Annotated in this window: 24 protein-coding genes; 6 read left to right on the top strand and 18 right to left on the bottom strand. The window is 66.3% G+C overall.

Annotation, left to right across the window (positions count from 1 at the left end; translation table 11 throughout):
* Position 1: 1 nt before the first annotated feature.
* From K7711_RS41935 to K7711_RS41925, 3 genes are all read right to left on the bottom strand, one after another.
* Positions 2 to 865 (bottom strand): DMT family transporter, encoded by an 864-nt coding sequence (locus tag K7711_RS41935; RefSeq protein ID WP_222977765.1) that lies wholly within the window; start codon positions 863 to 865, stop codon positions 2 to 4.
* Positions 862 to 1,335: an SsrA-binding protein SmpB gene (smpB, locus tag K7711_RS41930; RefSeq protein ID WP_067897081.1), complete on the bottom strand. Its 474-nt coding sequence runs from the start codon at positions 1,333 to 1,335 to the stop codon at positions 862 to 864. The genes K7711_RS41935 and smpB overlap by 4 nt, the downstream gene beginning before the upstream one ends.
* Before the next feature lie 172 nt (positions 1,336 to 1,507).
* Positions 1,508 to 2,563: a YeiH family protein gene (locus K7711_RS41925; RefSeq protein ID WP_222977763.1), complete on the bottom strand. Its 1,056-nt coding sequence runs from the start codon at positions 2,561 to 2,563 to the stop codon at positions 1,508 to 1,510.
* Positions 2,564 to 2,664: 101 nt separating this feature from the next.
* Here K7711_RS41925 and K7711_RS41920 point away from each other — a divergent pair, with 101 nt between their 5' ends.
* Positions 2,665 to 3,579, top strand: a complete 915-nt coding sequence (locus K7711_RS41920; RefSeq protein WP_222977760.1) for a LysR family transcriptional regulator — start codon at positions 2,665 to 2,667, stop codon at positions 3,577 to 3,579.
* Between the two features lie 6 nt (positions 3,580 to 3,585).
* Here the strand turns inward: K7711_RS41920 and K7711_RS41915 are convergent, their stop codons facing one another.
* Positions 3,586 to 4,902 (bottom strand): MFS transporter, encoded by a 1,317-nt coding sequence (locus K7711_RS41915; protein WP_222977758.1) that lies wholly within the window; start codon positions 4,900 to 4,902, stop codon positions 3,586 to 3,588.
* Positions 4,903 to 5,102: 200 nt separating this feature from the next.
* Here K7711_RS41915 and K7711_RS41910 point away from each other — a divergent pair, with 200 nt between their 5' ends.
* Positions 5,103 to 6,197 (top strand): AraC family transcriptional regulator, encoded by a 1,095-nt coding sequence (locus K7711_RS41910; protein ID WP_222977757.1) that lies wholly within the window; start codon positions 5,103 to 5,105, stop codon positions 6,195 to 6,197.
* On the opposite strand, the gene K7711_RS41905 is transcribed toward K7711_RS41910, so the two are convergent.
* The 14 genes from K7711_RS41905 to prfB form a co-directional block, all read right to left on the bottom strand.
* On the bottom strand, positions 6,115 to 6,693 hold the full coding sequence (locus tag K7711_RS41905; RefSeq protein WP_308015193.1) for an RBBP9/YdeN family alpha/beta hydrolase: 579 nt from the start codon (positions 6,691 to 6,693) through the stop codon (positions 6,115 to 6,117). The two genes, K7711_RS41910 and K7711_RS41905, sit on opposite strands and share 83 nt — an antisense overlap.
* A gap of 100 nt (positions 6,694 to 6,793) precedes the next feature.
* Complete coding sequence (locus tag K7711_RS41900; protein WP_222977753.1) at positions 6,794 to 7,846, bottom strand: beta-keto acid cleavage family enzyme; 1,053 nt, start codon at positions 7,844 to 7,846, stop codon at positions 6,794 to 6,796.
* 40 nt (positions 7,847 to 7,886) lie between these two features.
* The gene (locus K7711_RS41895) at positions 7,887 to 8,780 is read right to left on the bottom strand and encodes a TauD/TfdA dioxygenase family protein (protein WP_222977752.1); all 894 of its coding nucleotides are present in this window, start codon (positions 8,778 to 8,780) and stop codon (positions 7,887 to 7,889) included.
* Positions 8,777 to 9,769 carry a quinone oxidoreductase family protein gene (locus K7711_RS41890; RefSeq protein WP_222977750.1) on the bottom strand — a complete coding sequence of 331 codons (993 nt, stop codon included), beginning with the start codon at positions 9,767 to 9,769 and terminating at the stop codon, positions 8,777 to 8,779. The genes K7711_RS41895 and K7711_RS41890 overlap by 4 nt, the downstream gene beginning before the upstream one ends.
* A gap of 355 nt (positions 9,770 to 10,124) precedes the next feature.
* Positions 10,125 to 10,763 (bottom strand): DUF4232 domain-containing protein, encoded by a 639-nt coding sequence (locus tag K7711_RS41885; protein ID WP_222977748.1) that lies wholly within the window; start codon positions 10,761 to 10,763, stop codon positions 10,125 to 10,127.
* 579 nt (positions 10,764 to 11,342) lie between these two features.
* Positions 11,343 to 12,308, bottom strand: a complete 966-nt coding sequence (locus tag K7711_RS49155; protein WP_222977746.1) for an AraC family transcriptional regulator — start codon at positions 12,306 to 12,308, stop codon at positions 11,343 to 11,345.
* Positions 12,309 to 12,419: 111 nt separating this feature from the next.
* Positions 12,420 to 12,662, bottom strand: coding sequence for a WLR motif membrane protein (locus tag K7711_RS41875; RefSeq protein WP_222977744.1), 243 nt, complete (start codon positions 12,660 to 12,662; stop codon positions 12,420 to 12,422).
* Positions 12,663 to 12,752: 90 nt separating this feature from the next.
* On the bottom strand, positions 12,753 to 12,986 hold the full coding sequence (locus K7711_RS41870) for a WLR motif membrane protein (RefSeq protein ID WP_222977742.1): 234 nt from the start codon (positions 12,984 to 12,986) through the stop codon (positions 12,753 to 12,755).
* Positions 12,987 to 13,041: 55 nt separating this feature from the next.
* Entirely contained in the window at positions 13,042 to 15,156 is a 2,115-nt protein-coding gene (gene recQ / locus K7711_RS41865) for a DNA helicase RecQ (RefSeq protein WP_222977740.1), read from the bottom strand.
* A gap of 114 nt (positions 15,157 to 15,270) precedes the next feature.
* Positions 15,271 to 16,176 carry a permease-like cell division protein FtsX gene (gene ftsX, locus K7711_RS41860; protein ID WP_222977738.1) on the bottom strand — a complete coding sequence of 302 codons (906 nt, stop codon included), beginning with the start codon at positions 16,174 to 16,176 and terminating at the stop codon, positions 15,271 to 15,273.
* On the bottom strand, positions 16,176 to 16,865 hold the full coding sequence (ftsE, locus tag K7711_RS41855) for a cell division ATP-binding protein FtsE (RefSeq protein WP_040827011.1): 690 nt from the start codon (positions 16,863 to 16,865) through the stop codon (positions 16,176 to 16,178). The genes ftsX and ftsE overlap by 1 nt, the downstream gene beginning before the upstream one ends.
* A 75-nt stretch (positions 16,866 to 16,940) precedes the next feature.
* Positions 16,941 to 17,099 (bottom strand): Rv3103c transmembrane domain-containing protein, encoded by a 159-nt coding sequence (locus K7711_RS41850; protein WP_222977737.1) that lies wholly within the window; start codon positions 17,097 to 17,099, stop codon positions 16,941 to 16,943.
* Positions 17,086 to 17,946, bottom strand: a complete 861-nt coding sequence (locus tag K7711_RS41845; RefSeq protein WP_222977735.1) for a mechanosensitive ion channel family protein — start codon at positions 17,944 to 17,946, stop codon at positions 17,086 to 17,088. The genes K7711_RS41850 and K7711_RS41845 overlap by 14 nt, the downstream gene beginning before the upstream one ends.
* 148 nt (positions 17,947 to 18,094) lie before the next feature.
* On the bottom strand, positions 18,095 to 19,213 hold the full coding sequence (gene prfB / locus K7711_RS41840; protein WP_222977734.1) for a peptide chain release factor 2: 1,119 nt from the start codon (positions 19,211 to 19,213) through the stop codon (positions 18,095 to 18,097).
* Positions 19,214 to 19,245: 32 nt separating this feature from the next.
* Here prfB and K7711_RS48725 point away from each other — a divergent pair, with 32 nt between their 5' ends.
* The 4 genes from K7711_RS48725 (at position 19,246) to K7711_RS41825 (ending at position 23,064) form a co-directional block, all read left to right on the top strand.
* Entirely contained in the window at positions 19,246 to 19,377 is a 132-nt protein-coding gene (locus tag K7711_RS48725; protein ID WP_268929734.1) for a hypothetical protein, read from the top strand.
* A gap of 127 nt (positions 19,378 to 19,504) precedes the next feature.
* Positions 19,505 to 20,314 (top strand): SDR family oxidoreductase, encoded by an 810-nt coding sequence (locus K7711_RS41835; protein WP_222977732.1) that lies wholly within the window; start codon positions 19,505 to 19,507, stop codon positions 20,312 to 20,314.
* 23 nt (positions 20,315 to 20,337) lie between these two features.
* Positions 20,338 to 21,123, top strand: a complete 786-nt coding sequence (gene hisN, locus K7711_RS41830; protein ID WP_222977730.1) for a histidinol-phosphatase — start codon at positions 20,338 to 20,340, stop codon at positions 21,121 to 21,123.
* A 549-nt stretch (positions 21,124 to 21,672) separates the two neighbouring features.
* The gene (locus K7711_RS41825; RefSeq protein WP_372460245.1) at positions 21,673 to 23,064 is read left to right on the top strand and encodes an acyl-CoA dehydrogenase family protein; all 1,392 of its coding nucleotides are present in this window, start codon (positions 21,673 to 21,675) and stop codon (positions 23,062 to 23,064) included.
* Positions 23,065 to 23,069: the final 5 nt, after the last annotated feature.

Here is a 23,069-nt window from a genome sequence, read left to right as displayed (position 1 = left end):
TTCAGGCCGTGGCGATCAGCGCGACGGACCCCAGCGCCATCGCCATGCCGATCTTCTGCAGCGGTCCGGCCCGTTCGCCGAGCAGAACCATGGCCAGCAGAACCGTCGCCGCCGGGTAGAGCGAGCCGATCACGCTGATCAGGGACAGCAGACCGGAATGGAAGGCGTACTGCATGGCCACATTCGCCAGCACGTCCAGAACGCTGACGTAGCAGGCCAGCCGCAACGGCTCGCCGCGCGGCGCGCGGAACTGACCGGCAGCCAGCGCCGCCACCCAGACGACGACGGTCGCCGCGACACGCGAGAGCAGCACCGGCCACACGCCCGAGGACGGCGTGGTTTCGTGCAGACAGACGAAGGCCAGGCCGAACGCCAGACCCGAGCCGACCGTCAGCAAGGCGACGCGACGATCGAATCGCAGCTTCCGGCCGCCGGTGATCTCCTCGGTCACGTCATCGGGCGATTCCTTGCTGACCAACACCACCGCGATCAACGCACACGCGATCCCGACATACGCGGGCGGACTCGACCGCTCCCCGGTCACCATCCCGACCAGCACCGGAACCCCGGCAACCAGCACCGCCGTCAGCGGTGAGACCACCGCCATCGGCCCACTGGCCAGCGCCGCGTAGAACCACCACACCGCGAGCCCGCTCGCCACCCCCGAAGCCAGGCCCCACAGCATCGAAGCCGTATCACAATGCCCGCCGACCAGCGGCGCGACGACCAACAGGATCAGCACCGACAGCGGATAGGACACGATCACCACCCGCAACGCGGCAACCCGCCGCGACGCGACCCCACCCGCGAAATCGCTCACGCCGTAACCGACCGCCGCCAGCAGCGCCAGGAGAACTCCGATCAACGCATACCCTTCACGCGTCGACCGAGCTCCCGAGTCACCTCCCGCTCCATCGTGCGGCGGGCCAGATCCTGACGTTTGTCGTAGTCCTGCTTGCCCTTGGCCAACGCGAGCTCCACCTTGACCTTGCCGTCGGAGAAGTACATCGACAGCGGGACCAGCGTCTGATTGCTCTCCTTCACCTTGCCGGTGAGCTTGTCGATCTCCCGGCGGTGCATCAGCAGTTTGCGGGTGCGGCGCGGCGAATGGTTGGTCCACGTGCCGTGCCCGTATTCGGGAATGTGCAGCCCACGCAGCCACACCTCACCGTCGTCGATGGTGGCGTATGCGTCCACCAGCGACGCTTTACCCTCGCGCAGGCTCTTGACCTCGGTACCGACCAGCGCGACCCCGGCCTCGTAAGTGTCGAGGATCGCGTAGTTGTGCCGCGCTCGCCGGTTGGTGGCGATAACCTTGCGCCCCTGCTCCTTCATGTACACCCTTCTAGCACATCTGCCCTGGTGAGCGGCAATCGATTTATGCCCGCACCACCGTGCCACGCCGCGCTCCCCGATCTGCTCGAGGACGCGTGTGATCGAACCTCCCACGCACAACAACTCGCAGGTGCAGTATCTTCCGGCGCTTCGCGACCAGCACACACCCGATCTACGAAGCGATCAGCACGCCGGTCAACGCGATCGTCGCGACCCAGACAGTGGACAGGACCGCCAGGACCAGGGGCCGAGCGCCGACCTTCGCGATGGTGGCCGCGCGCACACCACACCCCAGGGCGAACATCGCGGCGGTCAGCAGGATCGTCTGCGCGGTCTTCGCATTGTCCAGAATCACGCCGGGCAGCAGTCCGGAGGAACGGAGCAGAACGCAGACCAGGAAGGCGACGACGAACAGCGGGACGAGTGGCGGACGTTTCACACCGGCGTCGGATCCGAGCCGATTGCGTTGCCGCACACTGAGAGTCAGCATCACCGGAGCCAGCATCAGCACGCGCGCGAGTTTCACCACCACCGCCACGCCCAGTGCCGCACCGCCGATCGCGCTGCTGGCCGCGACGACCTGTGCGACCTCGTGGATCGAACCACCCGCCCACAGCCCGGCGGTCTGGTCGGACAGGCCGAACTCGTGCGACAGCAACGGAACGACCGGAATCATCAGCGTGCCGAACAGAATGACCAGCGCGACCGCGGCGACCACCTCCTGTTCGTCGGCATCCACGACACCGTCGACCGCGGCGACGGCGGCCGCGCCGCAGATGGAGAATCCGCACGCGATGAGCAGTCGCTGCGTCCAGCTGAGGCCGAGAAGTTTTCCGGCGAACATCGTCCCGGCGATGCCCAGGAAGACGATCGCGATCACGACCACGATCATTCCCCAACCGAGATCGATGATATTTCGCACCATGAGTTGCAGACCGAGCAGAGCCACACCGACCCGGAGCAGTCGCTTGGCGGAGAACTGCAATCCGGGCTGAATGCGCTCGGGTATTCGCACCACATTCGTGAGAATTGCGCCCAGTACTATCGCGATCAGCAACGGGCTGATCGTCGGCAGAAAGTAATTCACCGTCATCGCGATCGCCGTGGCGAGGACGCACAGCGCCGAACCGGGCGCCAGCGCGGTCGCTGCGGCAATCGTGCGCGAACGGCGTGATTGCGCAACGTCCTCGACCACGCCAGCCGCGTCACCATTCACTCGAGTGCTCATGAATTCACAGTCGGGCATTACCGGGAGATGCGGAAGCCCGCTTTTCTACATGAGGCCATATCAGATGGACATACCCCTGCGCGAGGCTATATCGTCGACGCATGTCGAGGCGGTTCCCGGATTTCGGTGCATTGGAGCTGCTGGTAGGCGTCGACGACTACGGGAGCCTCAGCGCCGCAGGTCGCAAGCTGGGGATTCCGCAACCCAATGCGAGCCGCGCCGTCAAGCGGCTGGAGCGGCAGTTCGGCGTGCCACTGCTGGAACGCAAGACCAGCGGGTCATCATTGACGGCGCAGGGAACCGTCGTCGCACACTGGGCGCGGATCGTCCTGGCCGACGCGAACAAACTTCTCGACGTCGCCGAGGGATTACGCATCGGACATTCACCGGAACTCACGGTGGGCGCGAGTATGACGGTCGCCGAACATCTGATGCCGCGCTGGCTCGGCCGCCTGCGCGGATTACATCCGGAAATAACTGTTCATCTCCAGGTTTACAATTCCACCCAGGTATTCGAGCGGGTGATCAGCGGTGAATGCGGGGTCGGCTTCGTGGAATCACCGACGGTTCCGTCCGAATTGCACAGTATCGTTGTTGCCCGGGACAAACTCGTCGTCGTCGTACATCCCGAGCATCCGTGGGCTCGAAGCGGGAAGCCGATTCCGATTGCCGAATTGGCAGCGACGCCGCTGGTGGTTCGAGAACCCGGATCGGGTATGCGGAATACGCTGGACATGGCGTTGCAGGAATACGACCGGGCGGAGCCGCTGCTGGAATTGGGCAGCGCCGCGGCAATCCGCACCAGCGTATTGGAAGGAGTGGGTCCCGCCGTGCTGAGCACCTTGGCGGTCGGCGATCACCTGAGTTCGGGCGCATTGCGAACCGTCGAGGTCCAAGGCCTGGACCTGTCGAGACTGCTGCGAGCGGTGTGGCGCTCACCCCGGCGCCTCGCGGGCCCCGCGGGTGAACTCGTCGACCTGGCCTGCCGAGGCGTTCAGGACGGCGGCCTGGAGTAGACCGAATCATCGGTCGTGAACGGCGGCGAGTTTCCGCAGTCCGGCCGGATACAGACACCTGCCCGCCACCAGCGCGGCAATCGCGACGAGATAGGCCAGCGGTGCCAGCCGCAGCGCGGCGGTCAGGCCGCAACGATCAGCGAGCAGGCCGACCACGAAGGGCCCCAACGCCATTCCGAGCAGACTGTCGGACAGGGTCAGCATTCCCATCGCCGAGGCGCGGACCGAGGAGTGGGTGAGATCGGCGACCACCGCGGCGATCGGCCCCGAGGAACCGCCGGAGAACCACGCACCGATACCGATCAGAATCAGCTGCGCCGGGCCGGGCTCGATGCTGAACCCGAGCATCAAGCAGATCAGCGAGACCGCACAGAATGCGACCGCTGCCGGCCATTTGCGCGACAGATCGCGGCGGCCGATCCGATCGGCGACGACGCCGCAACACACCATTCCCGCGCCGACCAGCAGCACCACGCCCGACGCGGCGGCAGCGGCGGTATCGGTGGCCAGACCGTAGACGCGGTTGAAGAAGCTCGGCGTCCACGCGAGCAGCACCGCCGCGGTGAACAGCTGCGCGCCACCGCCGACGTAGGCGCACCACACCGCGGGGTTGGTGAACAACGTCGAGATGGGAGCCCGGAACCGACTGTGCCGCACGGATTCCGCCGATCCTCGGTCGACATACCGCGCGAGTTTCCGCTCACTGACCAGCGCACCGAACAGCGCGGCCAGAACCAGACCCACCAGCGCCATGGTGACGAACGACCAGCGCCAGCCGAGATGAACCGCGATCGCACCGCCCGCGGCGACACCGAGCACCGATCCGAACGAACCACCGGCCATGAACGCGCCACCCAGCGCGGCATGGACGCGCGAGCCGAAAATGCCCAGTACCAAGGCGATTCCGACACTTCCGTACGCCGCCTCGCCGACTCCGACCAGGAATCGAGCGCCGAGCATCTGGTGGTAGTTCGCTGCGACGGCACACAGCAGCGTCGCGACGCTCCAGAGCGTGGCCATCAGCACGAGGCTCTTGACCCGTCCCCATCGGTCGGCCAGCAGGGACAGCGGAAAGGTCAGCAGTCCGACCATCAGTGCCACCACGCTGTTGAGCGATCCGAGCCGTGAATCGGTCAACCCCCATTGAGTTTTCAACACCGGGAAAACGGCACTCAGGACCTGCCGGGACATGTAGTCGGCGAGCAGCAGGGCGAAGGTGAGGACGAAGACCAACCACGGATACATCCGTGTGCGCCCCGTATTTCCCACCGAGTCGATCGGACCGTCCGCCGCCGGTGTCCCTGGGGTGGTGTGCAACTGCATGGATGCTCCTACGAACCGAGGCGGCACACCCGCCGCACCGAGGCCTGTGACAGATACGGATTGCGCCGCAACGCATTTCGGGCACGATGCCGGACATCGCGCCATCCCGATGTGATGCAGACGACATTAGGCCGGAGTGACCCTCGGTGCTTTACTCTGGGGGACATGGATACAAACAATCCGGGACATCGAAGGCGGCCATGAAGCCCCTCGCGCGGTATGCGGCCTTGAACGATTACGTGGCTCTGGGGCAGTCCCTCGGCCTCGATCCGGCCCGGCTGGTCCGCGAGGCGGGAATGGATCCCGCGAGCCTGAGCATGCAGGATCGGTGGGTGCCCGCCTCGGCCGTCACCGAGCTGCTGGAGCGCTCCGCCGCCGAATCCGGCCGCGAGGACTTCGGCCTCCTGCTCGCCGAACGGCGACGCCTGTCCAATCTCGGCCCGCTCGGCTTGGTCATCCGCGAGGAACCCGATGTGCGCAGCGCACTCGAACTGATGGTCCGCCACCAGCACACCTACAACGAATCGCTCTACATCCGGCTCACCGAACGCAACGGCTTCGCCAGCGTTCGCCTGCATCTGGACGTCGGCGAGCGCCGCAGCACCCGCCAGGCCACCGAACTCGCCATCGGGGCGATGCACGGAATTCTGCGGGGATTCCTCGGACCGAACTGGCAGCCCGCCGAAACCACCTTCGCCCATCCCGCACCGCACGATCGGACCACCCATCGGCGGCTGTTCGGCCTGCAGCTGAAATTCGACCACGAGTTCACCGGAATGACCCTGTACACAACGGATCTCGACACCGCGAACCCGATGTCGGATCCGCTGCTGCGGCCCTATGCCCAGCAGTTGCTCGACTCGGTGAGCGCCACAGCGGAGACGGCGGTTCGCGATCGGGTGCAGGAACTCGTGGAACTGCTGCTGCCGACCGGACGCTGCTCCGTCGATCAGGTCGCCCGCAGCCTCGGCGTCGACCGCCGCACCGTGCATCGCCGCCTGGCCGACGAGGGGTGCACCTATTCGGAGATCCTGGAGAACACTCGCGTCGATCTCGCACGACGAGCGGTGGAGAACCAGCGGCGACCGTTCACCGAGATCGCCGACATGCTGGGCTTCTCCAGCCCCGCGAGTTTCACCCGCTGGTTCCGCAGTCGACACGGGTCCAGCCCGAGCCAGTGGCGGGCGGCGGCGGCCGCCGGCGCCGACTCGGTCAGCGCGCCCGCACCAGGTCGACGGTCTCGGTCAGCAACTCCCGGGCACGACTCCAGGGACCGAAACCCGAAGCGGGATTGAGATGCCCGACATCACCGAGGTCGACGAGTCGACTCCCCCACGCCTCCGCCATTCCCGCAACTCTCCGGAAGGACGCCAGCGGATCGGTGGTACTCGCGGCCGCGATACTCGGAAACGGGAGGCGGCCGCGCGGAATCGGCAGCCATCCATGATGATTCAACTCTTCGGTGGTCGGATATCCAGGGGGAAAAGCAGTTTCGATATCCGCTGGGGTAGCGAGTAAGGCGCTGTGGATATCCCGAGTCGGCCGCTGCGCCCACTGCACGGTGGTCATCACTCCGGCACTGTGGGCGACCAGCACCACCGGACCCGACACAGCGGACAGCACCCGATCCAACGCCGCCACCCGTGCGGCGAGACTGAGCCCGTCCTGCTCCAGCGGCGGCACGATTCGCACCTGTTCGAGCTCTGCGGCGAGCCTGGTCTGCCAGTGGTCGAGGACGTGATCGCGCAATCCTGGCACGATGACCACGGTCGGATCGATGGTGGGCTGCACTGTGCTGCAACTCCTTCGGTGAGTAGGTGCGCCGGAGCGACTGCGCGGAGCCGGGCCCGGCGAGCGGTGACGGCGGACCGCTCGCCGGAGTGCCATCCGGTCAGGCGTGGTGCGTGAAGCCGACCTGTCCCGGTTTCCGGTTCGGTGCGAAGCCGATCTTCGCCAGCGTTTCGTCGGCATCGCGGTACCGCTCGTCGAGTTTGTAGATCTGCCGGGCTTCCTTACCGGTCGCCACCTCCCGCCCCAATTCCTCGGAGATGCGGACCAGCTGCCGGATCTGCTGCACCGAGGTCATCTTCTCGCCCTTGCGACCCCACAGCGTGTCCTCATTGCCGCAGCGGGTGTGCAGACCCATGGCGATCGCCATGGTGTTCACCGGGAGGCAACTGCGCATGAGCGTCTCCAGCGTCAGCACCGCGCCGTCGGGAACACGGCGGATGAACTCCATCATGTTGTACGGATTCGGGCCGTCGAAGCCGCCGCCGATGCCGACCCAGGTGACCATCATCGGACCGGTGTACCTGCCCCGGCGGATCAGCCGCTCCACGGTCTCCAGCTGCGGAATGCTGGAGAGCTGGAAATGTGGCTGAATTCCCTTGGCCTGCAACCGCTTCAGATGCTCCTCGACCCAGCCCGGTCCAGCCGGAACGTACATCTCGCGGTACGCCTCGTAGACCTCCGGCCGCGTGAACGAGGTACCGGCGATATCGTCCTCGGTCATCAACTCCACGATGTTCATCTGGCTGGTATTGATGGCGATGGTGACCTGATCCGGCTTCGGATCCAATTCCGCCAGCATGTGGCGGGCATCGTCGGACAGCCACTTCGCGTCGGCTCCGTCGCCTTCCGGCGCGAACGAGATCGACCCGCCGACCTGCAGGATCATCTCCGGAACCGCCTCGCGCAAACGACCCAGCAGCTCGTTGAACTGCGACAACCGCTTCGAGCCCTTGCCGTCCAGCTCCCGCACGTGGATGTGCAGTACGGTGGCGCCGGCCTCGTAGCAGTCCACCGCCTGCTGGACGTGCTCGTCCATCGTCAGCGGCAGGTCGTCGCGGAAATCGTCGAGTTCCCATTCCGGACCGTAGGGCGCTGCGGTGATGACCAGCTTCTCCTGGTTCTCCGGAAACAGGGCGTCGTCGTGAAAGAACATGGCACTACTCCTAGCGAAATCAATTGTGGCGAAATAGTTTTCAGAACGGCTTGTCGCCGATGATGCCCGCTCGTTCCATCTTGCGAACGTCGGGGAAGTAATCCTGCACCGCGTAGTGCTGGGTGCAGCGGTTGTCCCAGATCGCGAAGCTGTTCTCGGTCCACCGCCAGCGGACCTGATATTCGGGGACGCTCGCCTGCCGGATCAGATAATTCAGCAGCTCGGATGCGCCGGGCGCGTAGTCGATGCCGAAGCGCACGTTCTGCGGGGTGTGGTAATTGACGAAATGCGTGGTGAAAGCGTTGACGAACAGCACTTTCTCACCGGTTTCGGGGTGCGTGCGCACCACCGGATGCTCGGCGTCGGGAAACTGTTCGTGCAGCCGGAGGCGTTCCTCGGTCGGCCGCATCGCACCGAAACTGGCCTCGATGGAGTGGCGTGCCCGCAACCCGTCGATCCGCGATCGCACCTCTTCGGGCAGACGCCGGTACGCCTCGGCCATATTCACCCAGATGGTGTCGCCGCCGACCGCGGGCGACTGCACGCAACGCAGGACCGATCCCATCGGCGGTGCCTCCCGCCAGGTCGCATCGCAGTGGAAGGCGTTCTCGTAGTGCTCGGGTCCGCTCTCGAGATCCTTGTAGATCCGCACCAGGCCGGGGTGGTCCGGATCGCTGCCGATCACCGGATGATCCTCCAGCGGACCGAAATGCTCTGCGAGAGCGACATGGTCGGCTCGACTGATGTTCTGGTCGCGGAAGAACAGCACCTTGTACTCGAGCAGCGCGCCCTTCAGCGCGGCGAACAGCGCCTCGTCACGCGCGACCTCACCGAGGTCCAGGTCGAACAGCTCCGCACCGATGGCGCAGGTCAACGGACGTATGCCGAACGGCGCGGACCTGGTCGAAATATCCACGGGGGCAGTGCTTGTCATGACAGCCCTTCCTGGTCCACCGTGAGTACCGACGAGCCGACGCTCATCCCCTTCTCCAGATCACGGTGTGCGGCAACCGCATCCGCGAGCGCGTAGCGTTGATTGATGCCGATGCGAATACGCCCCTCGGCCACGTGCGAGAACAGTTCTTCGGCGAGTTCGGCGCGTTCGGCCGGATCGGCGATGTAATCGGCCAGGGCCGGACGAGTGAGGAACACCGATCCATTGACCGCCAACTGCATGGCGTCGATCGGCGGCACCGGTCCCGACGAGGTTCCGAAACACACCAGAAGTCCGCGCCGCGCAAGCGAATTCAGCGAGGACTCGAAGGTCGTCCGGCCGATGCTGTCGTAGACCACGCGGACACCGGCGCCGTCGGTCAGCTCGCGAACACGTTGTGCGACATCCTCTCTGGTGTACACGATGACGTGGTCGCAGCCGTGCGCGCGAGCGATCTCGGCCTTGTGTTCGCTGGATACCGTCCCGATCACGGTGATACCCAACAGTTTCGCCCACTGGGTGAAGATCAGGCCCACCCCACCGGCGGCGGCATGCAACAGCACGGTGTCACCGGATTGCAACGGATGGATGCGGCGAAGCAGGTAGGCCGTCGTCAGACCGCGCATGGTCATCGCGGCGGCGGTGTCGAACGGAATCTCGCGCGGGAGCCGGATCAGATGTTCTGCGGGCATCACCCGCTCGGTGCTGTAGGCCCCCAGCGGACTGCCGGTGTAGGTGACCCGATCGCCCGCGGCGAACTCGGTGACACCGGGTCCGACAGCCTCGATCACCCCTGCGGCCTCCACCCCCATCCCGGCGGGGAGTGGCGCCGGGTACAGCCCCGTCCGGAAATAGGTGTCCGCGAAGTTCAGGCCCACGGCTCGGTGTCGAATCCGCACCTCGTTCGGGCCTGGTCGGCCGACTTCGACCTGCTCCCACCGGAGCACCTCGGGCGCACCGGTCTCGTAGAAGCGAAATGCTTGTGCCACAGGGTATCTCCTCCTCCACCGAGCGAGGACGCTCGTCCCCGACGACAGGTGCCGCACAGTTCGCGAGTTGCCCGTTCATCGGGCAGGTGGCGAGTCTCGGCTCGCCGACCGTCGCACTGCCTCTGATGCAATCAACGGTAGGCATCCGAATGGAGACTTTCTTACCCCTGCGGGACATTCTTCTGTACATATCGGGACATGGCCACGGGACCGAGGCGTTCCGGACGGCCGGACTGACTTGCCCATTCGATTCAGCGGTCGTCCGATGCGTCCGCCGCTTCATACAGCGAATCGGGGAACGAATTCCGCTCACAATTTTCGCGGTTCGTTCCCCGATTACCGAAAAACTCGTATATCAGGCTCCGGCCTGAATCGGCTGGATATGAGCGGCGGTGGCGCCGGACGCTTTGTCTCCATTGTCGACCGGATTTCCGACGCTCCACGGAACCGAGAGTTGCGTGGTTTCGTTCGGCGGGGTGACCGACACCTTCGTCGGGGTCCACAGCGCCGCCGTCTCGCCCGGCGGAAGGCTGCCCGACGGGTCGATGTAGTAGATGACACTGTGCGCGCTGGCGCCGGCGGCGAGGGTCACGGGCGACGCGTTGCCGACTCGCGGCAGGGAGTAGGTCGAACCCGGTCCGACCAGATCGACTCCGGGGAAGCCGGACATGACGCAGGCATGTGCCGAGTGATTGGTGAAGATGAGCGGCAGATTGTAGTGCGTACCAGCGGCTCCCAGCTGTCCCTGAACGTTCACGGGGACCTTCTTCTGCGCGCCGAGCCGGGCCGACAGGTCTGCGGTGTGGCAGGGCGAGGCGGTATTCGACTGCTGCTCACCCGTGGCGGCAGGAGGCGCGGGGGACGCGGCCTGCTGCGCGGACGATGCCTGCGGTGTCGTTCCCGACGTCGCCGAACCGCTCCCCTGACAGCCCGAGACCGACAACGCGAGCCCTGCCACGGCGACAGCGATCCCCACCGAATGCCTGTATTCCACGCCCGCTCCCATCGATATACGAAAGAGGTTTCGCCAACCCCATGAGGTCCTGAATCCGGTGCAGACCTTACAGCCTCGCCACCACACCTGAGGTGCGACAACCTGTACTCGACGGAAATTCTGATATGCGCGATTTTTCACAGACCCGATCTGTAAACGCTGTGCGACTGCCATGCGATATTGATCGGGGTCGCCCGCCATCCCCGTGCGGGCGACCCCGAGAAACCGGCCGCGCAATCCTGCCCTGTGAATGTATTCCCCTCCGAAACATCACAAGTGCAGTTCACCGTGGGCGCGGGCCCGACCACGCTATTCCTCGTTGGTCAACGCACATCCGTGTTGTCGGTGAAAGGATTTCGCTATCGGTATCAATTTCTACTGGTTCCCAAGGTGCTTCGAGACGGCTCCGCGCACGCCGAACCGGCGGGCGAGGTTGTGCTTGTTCGAAAACGTTAGGCGTCGACGCGGCCGGGTCTCTACCGTTTTCCGGCAAAGTTGCGACGTTTTTCGGCAAGCCCTACCTCGTCGTTGCGACGTCGGCAGCCGAATTGTGACGTGCCGCACGAGGATCCGCGCCGGTCACCCCTCGGCGGCGATACCCGTCAGCTGGTCGCGCCACTGGGCCGGAGTCTGCCCGAAGTGCTGCCGAAAGCTCTCTCGGAACCTGCGGGTCGTACCGAAGCCCGTCTCGAAGGCGATTCTGTCCAGGTCCACGGGGAACGGGGTGGACAGCCTCCGACGTGCGCGGTCGAGGCGGATCGTGCGCAGCATCGCACCCGGCGCGAGCCCCTCGGCCTGTTTGAGCGCGTTGTGCAGTGTGCGCAGGGAGCAGCCGCACATCCCGGCGATGGCCTCCGGTGTCACCGTGTGGTCGCCGGCGTGGACCTCCATGAACGCACGCGCCCGTCGAGCGACACCCGAGAGATTGTCGGGCGTGACCGGCCGGACCGGGTCGAGCACGCCCTCGAGCAGTGCGAGTGCGCCCGAGAAAGCGACGGTGAAATCTTGCGCGGTCCACTCCTGACGGCAGGCGACGAGTTCGCGGACCTGATTCGCCAGCAGACGTACCAGCGGCCGCGTCTCGTCCAGGGCGAGCGGGGCGTCTGCGGCGCGGGCGAGGGTGACGGACTTTTCGGGAACGGTCATGATCAGCGCACGAAGCGTCTCGTCCTGCCGCATGTACATGGGGTGGCCCCAGTGGAAGAAGGCGAGTTTGCCCGGCTGGACGACCTCCTTCGAATCACCTTGTGCGAATTCGAATTTCCCTTCGAGCGGAATGAGTAGCCGGTAGCTGTTATCACCGTCGTCTCGCACATTTCGTTGCGAGCGTTGGTAATCCAGCGGGTCGGACTGGAACTCGACGACCTGGAGCGGGCCCACCTCCTGAGCGAACGCCGAGGAGTAGAAGTCGTCGCCGCTGTGGAAGGCCAGGCCGACCGATCCCTGTCGGGTACGAAGATAGTTGTGCCAGAGCTCAGCCCGGTCGGCTCTGGTCTGGACATCGTTCGTGGAGACGCGTTCTGTCCGGTACTCGGGATCGGTCACACGGACACCCTTTCGCGTACCGCTGCGAGGCTACAAGGGCTTTCAACATACCAAGGCGCCGAAGCAGACGCGCTCGGCCGAAATCCGAACTCCGTTGCGCTCGGAATCGGATCAGCCGGTGTGCACCTCGAGGTACAGCACCAACAGCGCGATCCACACGATCAGCAGGATGATCGTCGAAATCCGCGGATGCCCCAGATGACGATAGGTATGCGGACGCAACCAGCCGGTGTCGACGGTTCCATCGAGACCGCGGGCGCGAGCAGCGACCGACTCGGGCGCATCCGCCTGATCTCGATCGGAACCACCGGATTGGGAATCGCCACCATCGGAGTGATGGTCGTGATGAACCATGCCCAGAACGCTAACCGGGTGCGCCTGCGCACTCACGTAATTCGCGCGAATCGGAATGTGTTCGTGCCGTTGCCGCGGGCGCGTGCCGATTCATGCCGGGCGTATCTCCAGATACAGGGCCAGGACCGCGACCCACACCGACATGAGCACGAGGGTGGACACCCGGGGCCGACCGAGCTGTTCCCGACGAGGCCACAGCCGGTGCTGGCGGGAATGCCCCGCGGCACCCGGATGCGGCTGGGTGTCGGGTCCTGTCACCGTGAGGGTCGGCACCTCGGTGGGGCCCACGCCACCACCGGCCACATCATCGTTACCGAGCGTCATGTCCGAAAGTTACCCACATTTCGGGTTCCGATAAACGGATTGTTCGATGTCGCGCTCAGTACCCATCGTCCGGCGGCGGCTCGAAATCCCAGTCCGGTGGCGGTTCGCGATCCCAGGCCGACGCCTCCGAAACCGGCTCCCGAGGCGGTTCCGGCCGGGCCGCTGCGGCCCGGGGCCGCGACGCCGTGGGGGCCGGGCGCGAGGTCGAATCAGCACGGGAGCGAGCCGGGGCAGGGGGCCGGCTCGACGGCGCGGGGGCAGCCGGTTCGCCCGACTCCGGCTCCCCGGCGACCGTCTCCAGCACGCCCTCGCCGTATTTGGTGAGCTTGTTCTCCCCGATGCCGCTGATCTCGCCGAGCTGAGCCAGGCTCGTGGGTCGGCGAGCGGCGATCTCGCGCAACGTCGCGTCGTGGAAGACCACATACGCCGGAACGCCCTGCTCCTTGGCCGTGGCCGCGCGCCAGGCCCGCAGCCGTTCGAACAGTCCGGCATCGGCCGGAGCCAGATCGGCGGCGGCGAGGCGAGATGCCTTGGCGCGCGGCGCTTTCGCCGCCTTGGCCCGTTCGGGCTCACGCCGCAGTGCGACCTGACGGCCCTTGAACAGCACCTCCTCGCTGGCCTCGGTGAGCACGAGGACGCCGTAGTCCCCGTGCACCGCCAGCAGGCCCTGCGCGAGCATCTGCCGGACCACCCCGCGCCATTCGACATCGCGCAACTCCGCGCCGACGCCGAAGACCTTGAGCTCGGTGTGCTTGTGCTGCAACACTTTCGGGTTGGACTTGCCGACCAGGATGTCCACGATGTGCCCGGCGCCGAAGCTCTGCCCGCGCTCGCGTTTGAGCCGCAGCACCGCGGAGAGAACCTTCTGCGCGGGCACCGTGCCGTCCCAGGATTCGGGCGGATTCAGGCAGGTGTCGCAGTTGCCGCAGGGTTCCCCGCGTTGGCCGAAATAGGCCAGCAACTGGGTGCGGCGGCACTGCACCGTCTCGCACAGCGCGAGCATCGCGTCCAGATGGAGGTTAAGCTGGCGGCGGTGCGCGGCGTCGCCCTCGGAGGAGTCGATCATCTTGCGCTGCTGGACGACGTCGTTGAGGCCGTAGACCATCCACGCGGTGGACGGCAGGCCGTCGCGACCGGCACGCCCGGTCTCCTGGTAGTAGCCCTCCACCGATTTAGGCAGGTCCAGATGGGCGACGAACCGCACGTCGGGCTTGTCGATGCCCATGCCGAACGCGATGGTCGCCACCACGACCAGCCCGTCCTCGCGCAGGAAGCGCGACTGGTTGTTCGCGCGGGTGCGCGCGTCGAGCCCGGCGTGATACGGCACCGCCTCGATGCCGTTGCGGGTGAGGAATTCGGCGGTCTTCTCGACCGAGTTACGCGAGAGGCAGTAGACGATGCCCGCGTCACCGGCGTGCTCGGAGCTGATGAAGCTCAGCAGCTGCTGATCGGCCCGGTTCTTGGGCTCGATCCGGTACTGGATGTTCGGGCGGTCGAAGCCCGCGACGAAATGCTTCGCGCCGGTCAGATCCAGGCGTTCGGCGATCTCGCGACGGGTGGCCTCGGTGGCGGTGGCGGTCAGCGCGATGCGCGGCACATCGGGCCAGCGCTCGTGCAGCACCGACAACGCCAGATAGTCGGGCCGGAAGTCGTGGCCCCACTGCGACACGCAGTGCGCCTCGTCGATCGCGAACACCGACACCTCGCCCTTGTCCAGCAGTTGCAGCGTGGAGTCCAGGCGCAACCGCTCGGGGGCGAGATAGAGCACATCGAGTTCACCGGCGAGGAACTGCTGCTCCATCGTGCGACGCTCGTCGGGGAACTGGGTCGAGTTCAGGAAGCCCGCACGCACGCCGAGGGCATTGAGCGCGTCGACCTGATCCTGCATGAGCGCGATCAGCGGTGAGACCACCACGCCGACACCCGAACGCACCAGCGCGGGAATCTGATAGCACAGCGATTTGCCGCCGCCGGTCGGCATCAGGACCAGCGCATCGCCGCCCTCGATGACCTGCGAGACGATCTCGTGCTGTAATCCGCGGAAGCTGTCGTAGCCGAACACACGCCGCAGAACCTGTTGCGCCGCATCGGGTTCGGCACCCGCGCCGGACTGATCGATCAGCGAATCGGCCACCGTCTCGAGCGTCTCCTGCGAACTCACCCCCGACATCCTACGGATCCCCACCGACCGCGCGAGCACTCTCCCGCAGCCGCACCCGCCGCAAACACAACGCACCCGCTCCGAACGCTGGAGCGGGTGCGTGCGCGTGTACGGGGTGCGGCGCTATTCGCGAACGTAGTAGCGCAACGTCCCGTAGGCCGTCGCCGCGGCGAAGACGATCCCGACCGGAACGATCGTCATCGCGACCAGCAGGACGTCGTCACCGGTGATGCGCGGGAACACCTTCGATTCGAACAGCGACCCCAGTGCCTGATCGATCACCAGCGGCCGCGCCACGAGCAACCCGACCACCGCCAGCACCGAACCGACGATCGCCGCGGCCACCGCCTCGAGCAGGAACGGCAACTGCGTATACCAGCGGCTCGCGCCGACCAGTCGCATGATGCCGACCTCCTCCCGCCGGGTGAACGCCGCAATCTGCACCATGTTCGCGATCAGCAGCACCGCCGCGAACGCCTGCAGCACCGCCAGGCCGAACGCCGCGTTGCGCAGACCGTCGAACAGGCTGACCAGGCGGTCGACCACATCCTTGTCGTTGCGCACGAACTTCACGCCGGGCCGGGCCTGGAACTTCTGCAGGATGCTCGGATACGCCCCGGCATCGGTCATCTTCACCCGCATCGACGCAGGCAGCGGCGACTGCGCGACGTAGGCGGCCAGCTCCGGCTGATCCTTGAACGTCTTCTCCTTCGCCTCGCGGATCGCGTCCGCGCGGTTGAGGTACTGCACCGACACCACACCCGAGGTGTCCTTCAGATCCGCGAGCAACGTCTTGCACGGATCCTTCGAGCAGTCCACGTCCGTGGCGGACACGGCGTCGTCCAGGTACAACCGCACCTCGAGCCGGTCCAGGAAGTACTGCTCGGTCTTGTCGGCCATCTTCACCGCGAGCAGACCGCCGCCGAGCATGGTCAGCGAGACCGCGGTGGTCAGGATCATCGCGATGGTCATCGTGACGTTGCGGCGCAGGCCGTTGAGGACCTCGCTGAGTAGGAACGCTCCGCGCATTACCGGCCCACCCCGTACACGCCGGTCGCCTCGTCACGGACCAGGCGGCCACGATCGAGCTCCACCACACGCCGGCGCATCGCGTCGACGATGTGGTTGTCGTGGGTCGCCATCAGCACCGTGGTGCCGACGCGGTTGATCCGTTCGAGCAGGGTCATGATGTCCTGACTGGTATCGGGGTCGAGGTTGCCGGTGGGCTCGTCGGCCAGCAGCACCAGCGGCCGATTCACGAACGCCCGCGCGATCGCCACGCGCTGCTGCTCACCGCCGGACAGCTCGCTGGGCAACCGGTCGGCCTTACCGGACAGGCCCACCAGATCCAGCGCCTCCGGCACCGCGCGATTGATGAACTTGCGGTTCTTGCCGATCACCTCGAGCGCGAAAGCCACGTTCTGCTCCACCGTCTTCTGCTGCAGCAGCCGGAAGTCCTGGAATACGCAGCCGATCCGCTGCCGGAGCTTGGGCACCTTGCGCCCGGCCAGGCGGTCCACCCGGAAGTCCGCGACGTGGACCTCGCCTTCGGTGGGACGCTCCTCCTTGAGCAGCAGCCGCATGAACGTCGACTTACCCGATCCGGACGGCCCGATGATGAACAGGAACTCGCCCTTTTCCACCTCGACCGAAACATTGTCCAACGCGGGACGCGTCGAGGTTTTGTATGACTTGGTGACGTTCCGCAGGGTGATCACGAGGTGCCAGTGTAGCCAGCAATGCAAGTGCGCTCTCCGGCACACACCCGGTAATTGCCTGGTGTCACATTCGGGTCACTTGGCCTGCGTGGATGAAATCACCGATTTCGGAATCGTATTGGCAATCGGTGAGAACCCGCTGTGATCCGGGGTAGCGGGCTTGACGAATACGTACAAAACGAACGTGGCGACCCAGACAGCGATCAGAGCCGCGGTGGATTTACGCAGTTTCACTCATGCCCTCCCGGCGTAACGCCGCAGCAACCCGTACCCTGAGCTCGCGGCCGACTTCGAACTGTTTGCCCGGCAGCGTGCGGGCAACCATGCGGATGTTCATCTGGTCCACGGTGAGGTCCTCGAGTCCCATCACCGTGGGCTCGTCCAGCAGGAGCGATTTCAGTTTCCGATCGGCGAACGCCTTCGCGCCGACATCGTGCAGGATCTCGTTGACCTTGGTGATGTCGGAGGTCGCCGGAACGGGGACGTCGATCGCCGCGCGCGCCCAATCCTTGGACAGGTTCGTGACTTTCACGATCTGCCCGTTGGGCACCGTGATCACCTCACCGTCCGGATTGCGCAACGTGGTGATCCGCAACGTGATGTCCTCGACGGTCCCTTCGGCAGGGTAGGTCTGCCCGGTGACCGCGATACTCACCACATCGCCGAATCCGTACTGCCGCTCGGTGATCAGGAAGAACCCGGCCAGCAGATCCTGCACGATGCGCTGTGCGCCGAAACCGAGCGCGGCACCGATCACCGCCGCCGGGGCCACCAGGCCGCCGAGTGGAAAGCCCAAGCGCTGCAACACTTCCAGCGCGACCAGGAAGTAGACGATGGACAGCAGCACCCAGGTGACCACCTGCGCCAGCGCGTGCCGGTGCTTGGCCGCCTCGGAGCGCACCAGCGAATCACTTCCCTGGAAGCCCGCATCGATCCGGCGGATGATCCGGTCCCGGACGAACTGGGCGAGCCGGCTGAACAGCATCGCGCCGATCACGAACAGCACGATCTCCAGGCCGCCCGAGCGCGCCCAGGCGCCGACCCCGGCCAGGGTCGAGCCGTCGGCGAGATTCACGGTCATCCTCTCACCTCTGCCGACCTCGGCCCACACCCGTCAAAATCTGCCATGCTGCCACCCGAACACACGTCCAACAGGTTACTACGGCGCGCGCACCGTTCGAAACGTCGTGATTGTGCCGTGATTGGCTTGCTTCCGGGCAAACCTCGGATTACTCTTCCGCACCCTGGCGCATCCGCCAACGGATTCCCTCTTCGATGAAGCCGTCAATCTCACCGTCGAGTACTGCTGTCGGATTGTTCACCTCATAATTGGTGCGCAGATCCTTGACCATCTGATAGGGGTGCAGCACATACGAACGCATCTGGTTGCCCCAGGACGCGCCCTCGGTGGTCTTGAGGGCGTCCATCTGGGCGCGCTCCTCCTGCCGCTTGCGCTCGAGCAGCTTGGCCTGCAGCACGCGCATCGCCGAGATCTTGTTCTGCAGCTGCGATTTCTCGTTCTGACAGGTGACCACGATGCCGGTCGGGATGTGCGTGATGCGGACCGCGGAGTCGGTGGTGTTGACGCTCTGCCCGCCGGGGCCCGAGGAGCGGTACACATCGACGCGGATCTCACCCTCGGGCACGTCGATGTGGTCGGTGGTCTCGACCACGGGCAGCACCTCGACCTCGGCGAAGGAGGTCTGGCGGCGGCCCTGGTTGTCGAACGGGCTGATCCGCACCAGCCGGTGCGTGCCCATCTCCACCGACAGCGTGCCGTAGGCGTACGGCGTCTTGACCGCGAAGGTCGCGCTCTTGATCCCGGCCTCTTCCGCGTACGAGGTGTCGTAGATCTCCACGCCGTACTTGTGCCGCTCGGCCCACCGGACGTACATGCGCATCAACATCTGCGCCCAGTCCGCGGCGTCGACGCCACCGGCGCCGGAGCGGATGTTCACCAGCGCCTCGCGCTTGTCGTACTCACCCGAGAGCAGCGTGCGCACCTCCATCGCCTCCACGTCGGCGTGCAGGGCGGCACGTTCGGCGTCGGCGTCGGCGAGGGCCTCGGTGGCCGCCTCGCCCTCCTCGGCCTCGGCGAGTTCGTAGAGCACCGGCAGATCGTCCAGGCGCTGCCGCAGATCACTGACGCGGCGCAGCTCGCCCTGGGCGTGCGACAGCTCGCTGGTGACCTGCTGCGCGTGCTCCTGGTCGTTCCACAGGTCCGGATCGGCGGCCTGGTGTTCGAGCTCATCGATGCGACGGCGCAACTCGTCGATGTCGAGCACCGACTCGACCGTCTTGAGAGTCGTGTCGAGTTCGGCGAGATCAGCGGTGACGTCGGGATGCACGATGTCCCAATCTACCGTCCGCGCTCGGCACGATGAAATACGACGTCGGCGACGCTGTGCGGGGCGCGGCCCGCGCGGTGCGCGCCGATCGGATCGGCGGACCGGGAGCGCGCCGGATCTGCCGCGCGGACAGCGCATTCCGGATTCCGGGGCAGTCTCGCTGAGCGGGATCGAATCGTCTGCGGCGCTTGTAACCTCGCAGGGTGAAGGGCGTAAGCACCGTCGACGAGGAGGTTGTATGAGAGCGATCGGCACGGCCGCGCAAGGGTCCGGCAGCAGTGAGGTGCAGTCGTGAGCGTCCTCGCGGTCACCGGCAGCGCGTCGGGAATCGGCGCGGCGGTCGTCGCGCATCTGGAGAAGGCCGGACATCGCGTGATCGGCGTGGATCTGCACGACGCCGACGTCACCGCGGATCTGTCCACCGCCGAGGGCCGCGCCCACGCGATCGCCGAGATCACCCGCCTGAGCGAGGGCGTCCTCGACGGCTTCCTGCCCTTCGCCGGTGTCGCCGCCGCCACCGGACGCCCCGGTGATCTGGTCGTCTCGGTCAACTACTTCGGCGCGATCACCGTGCTCGAGGGCGTACTGCCGCTGCTGCGCAACTCCGACTCGGCCTCGGTGGTCCTGGTGTCCTCCAATTCCACGACGACGCAACCGAATTGGCCGGTCGATCTGGCCGAGGCATGCCTGGCCGGCGAAGAGGACCGCGCGCGGGAGATCGCGAACTCCTTCGGCGAATGGGGTGCGATCCAGGCGTATCCGGCCACCAAGGCCGCCCTGGCCTGGTACGCGCGGACGCGGTCGGCGGATCTGATCAAGGACGGTATCCGCATCAACGCCATCGCCCCGGGCATCATCGACACCCCGATGACCCAGGAGGGCACCACCGATCCGCTGGTCGGCGAGGGCATGAAGGGTTTCCTGGGCGCGACCCCGATCGGCCGGGCCGGACGGCCGGAGGAGATCGCCGAACTGGCCGGATTCCTGATCTCGGATCGGGCCTCCTTCTTCGTCGGCTCGGTGCTCTTCTGCGACGGCGGCATCGACGCGGCGTTCCGCGGTAAGGACTGGCCTGCGGTGTGGAGCTTCGAACAGTCCTGAACGTCCCCGGTAATCTTCAGGCCGTGACCGACCACACCGCCGACCTCGACCTTGCCCTGCGTCTGGCCGAGGAGGCCGACACGATCACCCGCGACCGGTTCGGGGCGCTGGATCTGCGGGTCGACAGCAAACCCGATCTGACTCCGGTCTCCGACGCCGACCTGGCCGTGGAGAAGGCGTTGCGGGCGACGCTGGGCCGGTACTGCCCGCAGGACGCGGTGCTGGGCGAGGAATTCGGCGGCAATGCCGAGTTCTCCGGCCGTCAGTGGGTGATCGACCCGATCGACGGCACGAAGAATTTCGTGCGCGGCGTTCCGGTGTGGGCGACGTTGATCGCGCTGCTGCAGGACGGTGTTCCGGTGGTGGGCGTGATCAGCGCGCCCGCGCTGTTCCGGCGTTGGTGGGCGGCCACCGGTTCCGGCGCCTGGACGAGCGTGATCGCCGCCGAGCCCGAACCGATCTCGGTGTCCGCGGTCGCCGAACTGGGCTCGGCGAGCCTGGCCATCTCGAGCCTGTCCGGCTGGCGCGATCTGGGACTGCGGGATCAGCTCGTCGGCCTCACCGACGAGGTGTGGCGGACCCGTGGCTACGGCGACTTCTACAGCTACTGCCTGCTCGCCGAGGGTGCGGTCGACATCGCCACCGAACCCGAGGTCTCGCTGTGGGATCTGGCCCCGCTGGATGTGCTCGTCCGGGAGGCCGGCGGTTCGTTCACGGCGTTGAACGGCACTCCCGGCCCGCACGGCGGCAGCGCCGTGGCGACCAACGGGCTGCTGCACGAACAGGTTCTCGCGCGCCTGGAGAAGTGAGCAATTTCCCGGGAAATTCGCTCGATCGAGCGAACTCCCGCAATAATTCACAAATATTCGCGTCGCAGGAAAGCGTCCATGTTGACGTAAATCGCGGCGGCAGGCCCGAAATTCGCCCCGCCGACCGGTCTTTCCGCGGCATTGTCGCTCGTAGCCGCCGCAGCTGACCTGCGGCCGGTCTACGACGCCGGCCCCGCGGTGCGGCGGCACGAGGATCCGCGGATCATCCGGCCCTCGGCCCGCTACGCCGGGCCGCCCGCGCCGCAACCGATCCCCTGGCCGAGCCGGGCCTCGTCGTCGCGAGCACGGAAGTTGCCGCGCGATCGCGACGGGGCCGGTCCCGGCCGGTCGGATTGTTCATCGCACCCGCGCGGTGGGTACGCACCGGCAGGGACATCACCCGCGTAACTGGTCCGGACCGGGGCGTTGCGGTCGAGATCGCGGTGCGTGTGCTCCCGGTTGGCGGCGTTCTTACTCTGGAGTAAGATAGACTTACTCTCAAGTAAGAAGCTGGGACCACCCGATCACCCCCACACCCCGAGAAGACTGGTGATTATGAGCACTCGAGACACCGCAACGAAGCGACGTCCGGATTCCGCCGTCGGGCTGAACCCGGTCAAGCGCGACTGGATGGGCGCGGCCATGCGAGTCATGACGACCATCACGGGCTCGGAGCTGGCCGAGAAGTACAACCTGCGCAAGCCCATCGAACGATGGACCTACGAGAGCACCAAGACCGGCTTCCGCACCCTCGGCGCGGCCACCCGCGCATTCGGCAAGGTGTCGGGGGGCGGTAAGCCGAAGCGGCTGCCCGCCAACGAATCCCGCGGCAAGGACTACTTCGACCTCACCCCGTCCGACGAGCAGCAGATGATCGTCGAGACAGTGCGCGACTTCGCCGGGGAGATCCTGCGCCCGGCCGCCCACGAGGCCGACTCCGCCACCGCGGCCCCGCGCGATCTGCTCGAGCGCGCCGCCGAGCTGGGCATCACCCTGATCAACGTGCCCGAGGAGCTCGAGGGCGCCGCCACCGAGCGCGGCGCGGTCACCAATTCCCTCGTCGCCGAGGCGCTCGCGCACGGCGACATGGGTCTGGCGCTGCCGATCCTGGCCCCGTCGGGCGTCGCGGTCGCGCTGTCCCAGTGGGGCACCGACGCCCAGCAGAAGACCTATCTGGGCGCGTTCACCGGTGAGAACGTCCCGCAGTCCTCGGTCGTGATCAGCGAGCCGCGGCCGCTGTTCGATCCGTTCGCGTTGTCCACCAAGGCAACTCGCTCGCCCAGCGGTTACCGGCTCAACGGCGTCAAGAGCCTCGTCCCGGCCGCCGCCGATGCCGAGCTGTTCATCGTCGGCGCCGAACTCGACGGCCGCCCAGCGCTTTTCGTCGTCGAATCGGACACCCCCGGCCTGGTGATCGAGGCCGATCCGAGCATGGGTCTGCGGGCCGCGGGCCTGGGCCGGTTGATCATGGACAACGTCCCGGTCGCCACCGACGCACTGCTGGGTGACGGCGATGCCGCGCAGCACGCCGAGGACTACGCCGACGCGGTGCGTCTGGCCCGGCTGGGCTGGGCCTCGCTGGCGGCCGGCACCGCCGGAGCCGTCCTGGACTACGTCAAGCCCTACGTGAAGGAGCGCGAGGCGTTCGGCGAGCCGATCGCGCATCGCCAGGCCGTGGCCTTCATGGTCGCCAATATCGCCATCGAGCTGGACAGCATCCGCCTGGTCACCCTGCGTGGCGCCTCCCGCGCGGAGCAGGGCCTGTCCTTCGCCCGCGAGGCCGCCCTGGCCAAGAAGCTGGCCACCGACAAGGGTATGCAGATCGGCCTGGACGGTGTGCAACTGCTCGGCGGCCACGGGTACACCAAGGAGCACCCGGTCGAGCGCTGGTACCGCGATCTGCGGGCCATCGGCATCGCCGAGGGCGTGGTGCTGTGCTGAATTGC

This window comes from Nocardia coffeae (assembly GCF_019890715.1).
Classification (GTDB): Bacteria; Actinomycetota; Actinomycetes; order Mycobacteriales; family Mycobacteriaceae; genus Nocardia; species Nocardia jiangxiensis.
Note: the sequence above shows the minus strand (reverse complement) of the source record. Positions and strands in the feature narration are given on the sequence as shown.

What these genes read in the sequence shown, in the direction of transcription:
- smpB (WP_067897081.1), bottom strand. Translation starts at nt 1,335, where the DNA reads ATGAAGGAGCAGGGGCGCAAGGTTATCGCCACCAACCGGCGAGCGCGG.
- K7711_RS41925 (WP_222977763.1), bottom strand. Translation starts at nt 2,563, where the DNA reads ATGAGCACTCGAGTGAATGGTGACGCGGCTGGCGTGGTCGAGGACGTT.
- K7711_RS41920 (WP_222977760.1), top strand. Translation starts at nt 2,665, where the DNA reads ATGTCGAGGCGGTTCCCGGATTTCGGTGCATTGGAGCTGCTGGTAGGC.
- K7711_RS41915 (WP_222977758.1), bottom strand. Translation starts at nt 4,902, where the DNA reads ATGCAGTTGCACACCACCCCAGGGACACCGGCGGCGGACGGTCCGATC.
- K7711_RS41910 (WP_222977757.1), top strand. Translation starts at nt 5,103, where the DNA reads ATGAAGCCCCTCGCGCGGTATGCGGCCTTGAACGATTACGTGGCTCTG.
- K7711_RS41900 (WP_222977753.1), bottom strand. Translation starts at nt 7,846, where the DNA reads ATGTTCTTTCACGACGACGCCCTGTTTCCGGAGAACCAGGAGAAGCTG.
- K7711_RS41895 (WP_222977752.1), bottom strand. Translation starts at nt 8,780, where the DNA reads ATGACAAGCACTGCCCCCGTGGATATTTCGACCAGGTCCGCGCCGTTC.
- K7711_RS41875 (WP_222977744.1), bottom strand. Translation starts at nt 12,662, where the DNA reads ATGGTTCATCACGACCATCACTCCGATGGTGGCGATTCCCAATCCGGT.
- K7711_RS41870 (WP_222977742.1), bottom strand. Translation starts at nt 12,986, where the DNA reads ATGACGCTCGGTAACGATGATGTGGCCGGTGGTGGCGTGGGCCCCACC.
- recQ (WP_222977740.1), bottom strand. Translation starts at nt 15,156, where the DNA reads ATGTCGGGGGTGAGTTCGCAGGAGACGCTCGAGACGGTGGCCGATTCG.
- ftsX (WP_222977738.1), bottom strand. Translation starts at nt 16,176, where the DNA reads ATGCGCGGAGCGTTCCTACTCAGCGAGGTCCTCAACGGCCTGCGCCGC.
- K7711_RS41845 (WP_222977735.1), bottom strand. Translation starts at nt 17,946, where the DNA reads ATGACCGTGAATCTCGCCGACGGCTCGACCCTGGCCGGGGTCGGCGCC.
- K7711_RS48725 (WP_268929734.1), top strand. Translation starts at nt 19,246, where the DNA reads ATGAAATACGACGTCGGCGACGCTGTGCGGGGCGCGGCCCGCGCGGTG.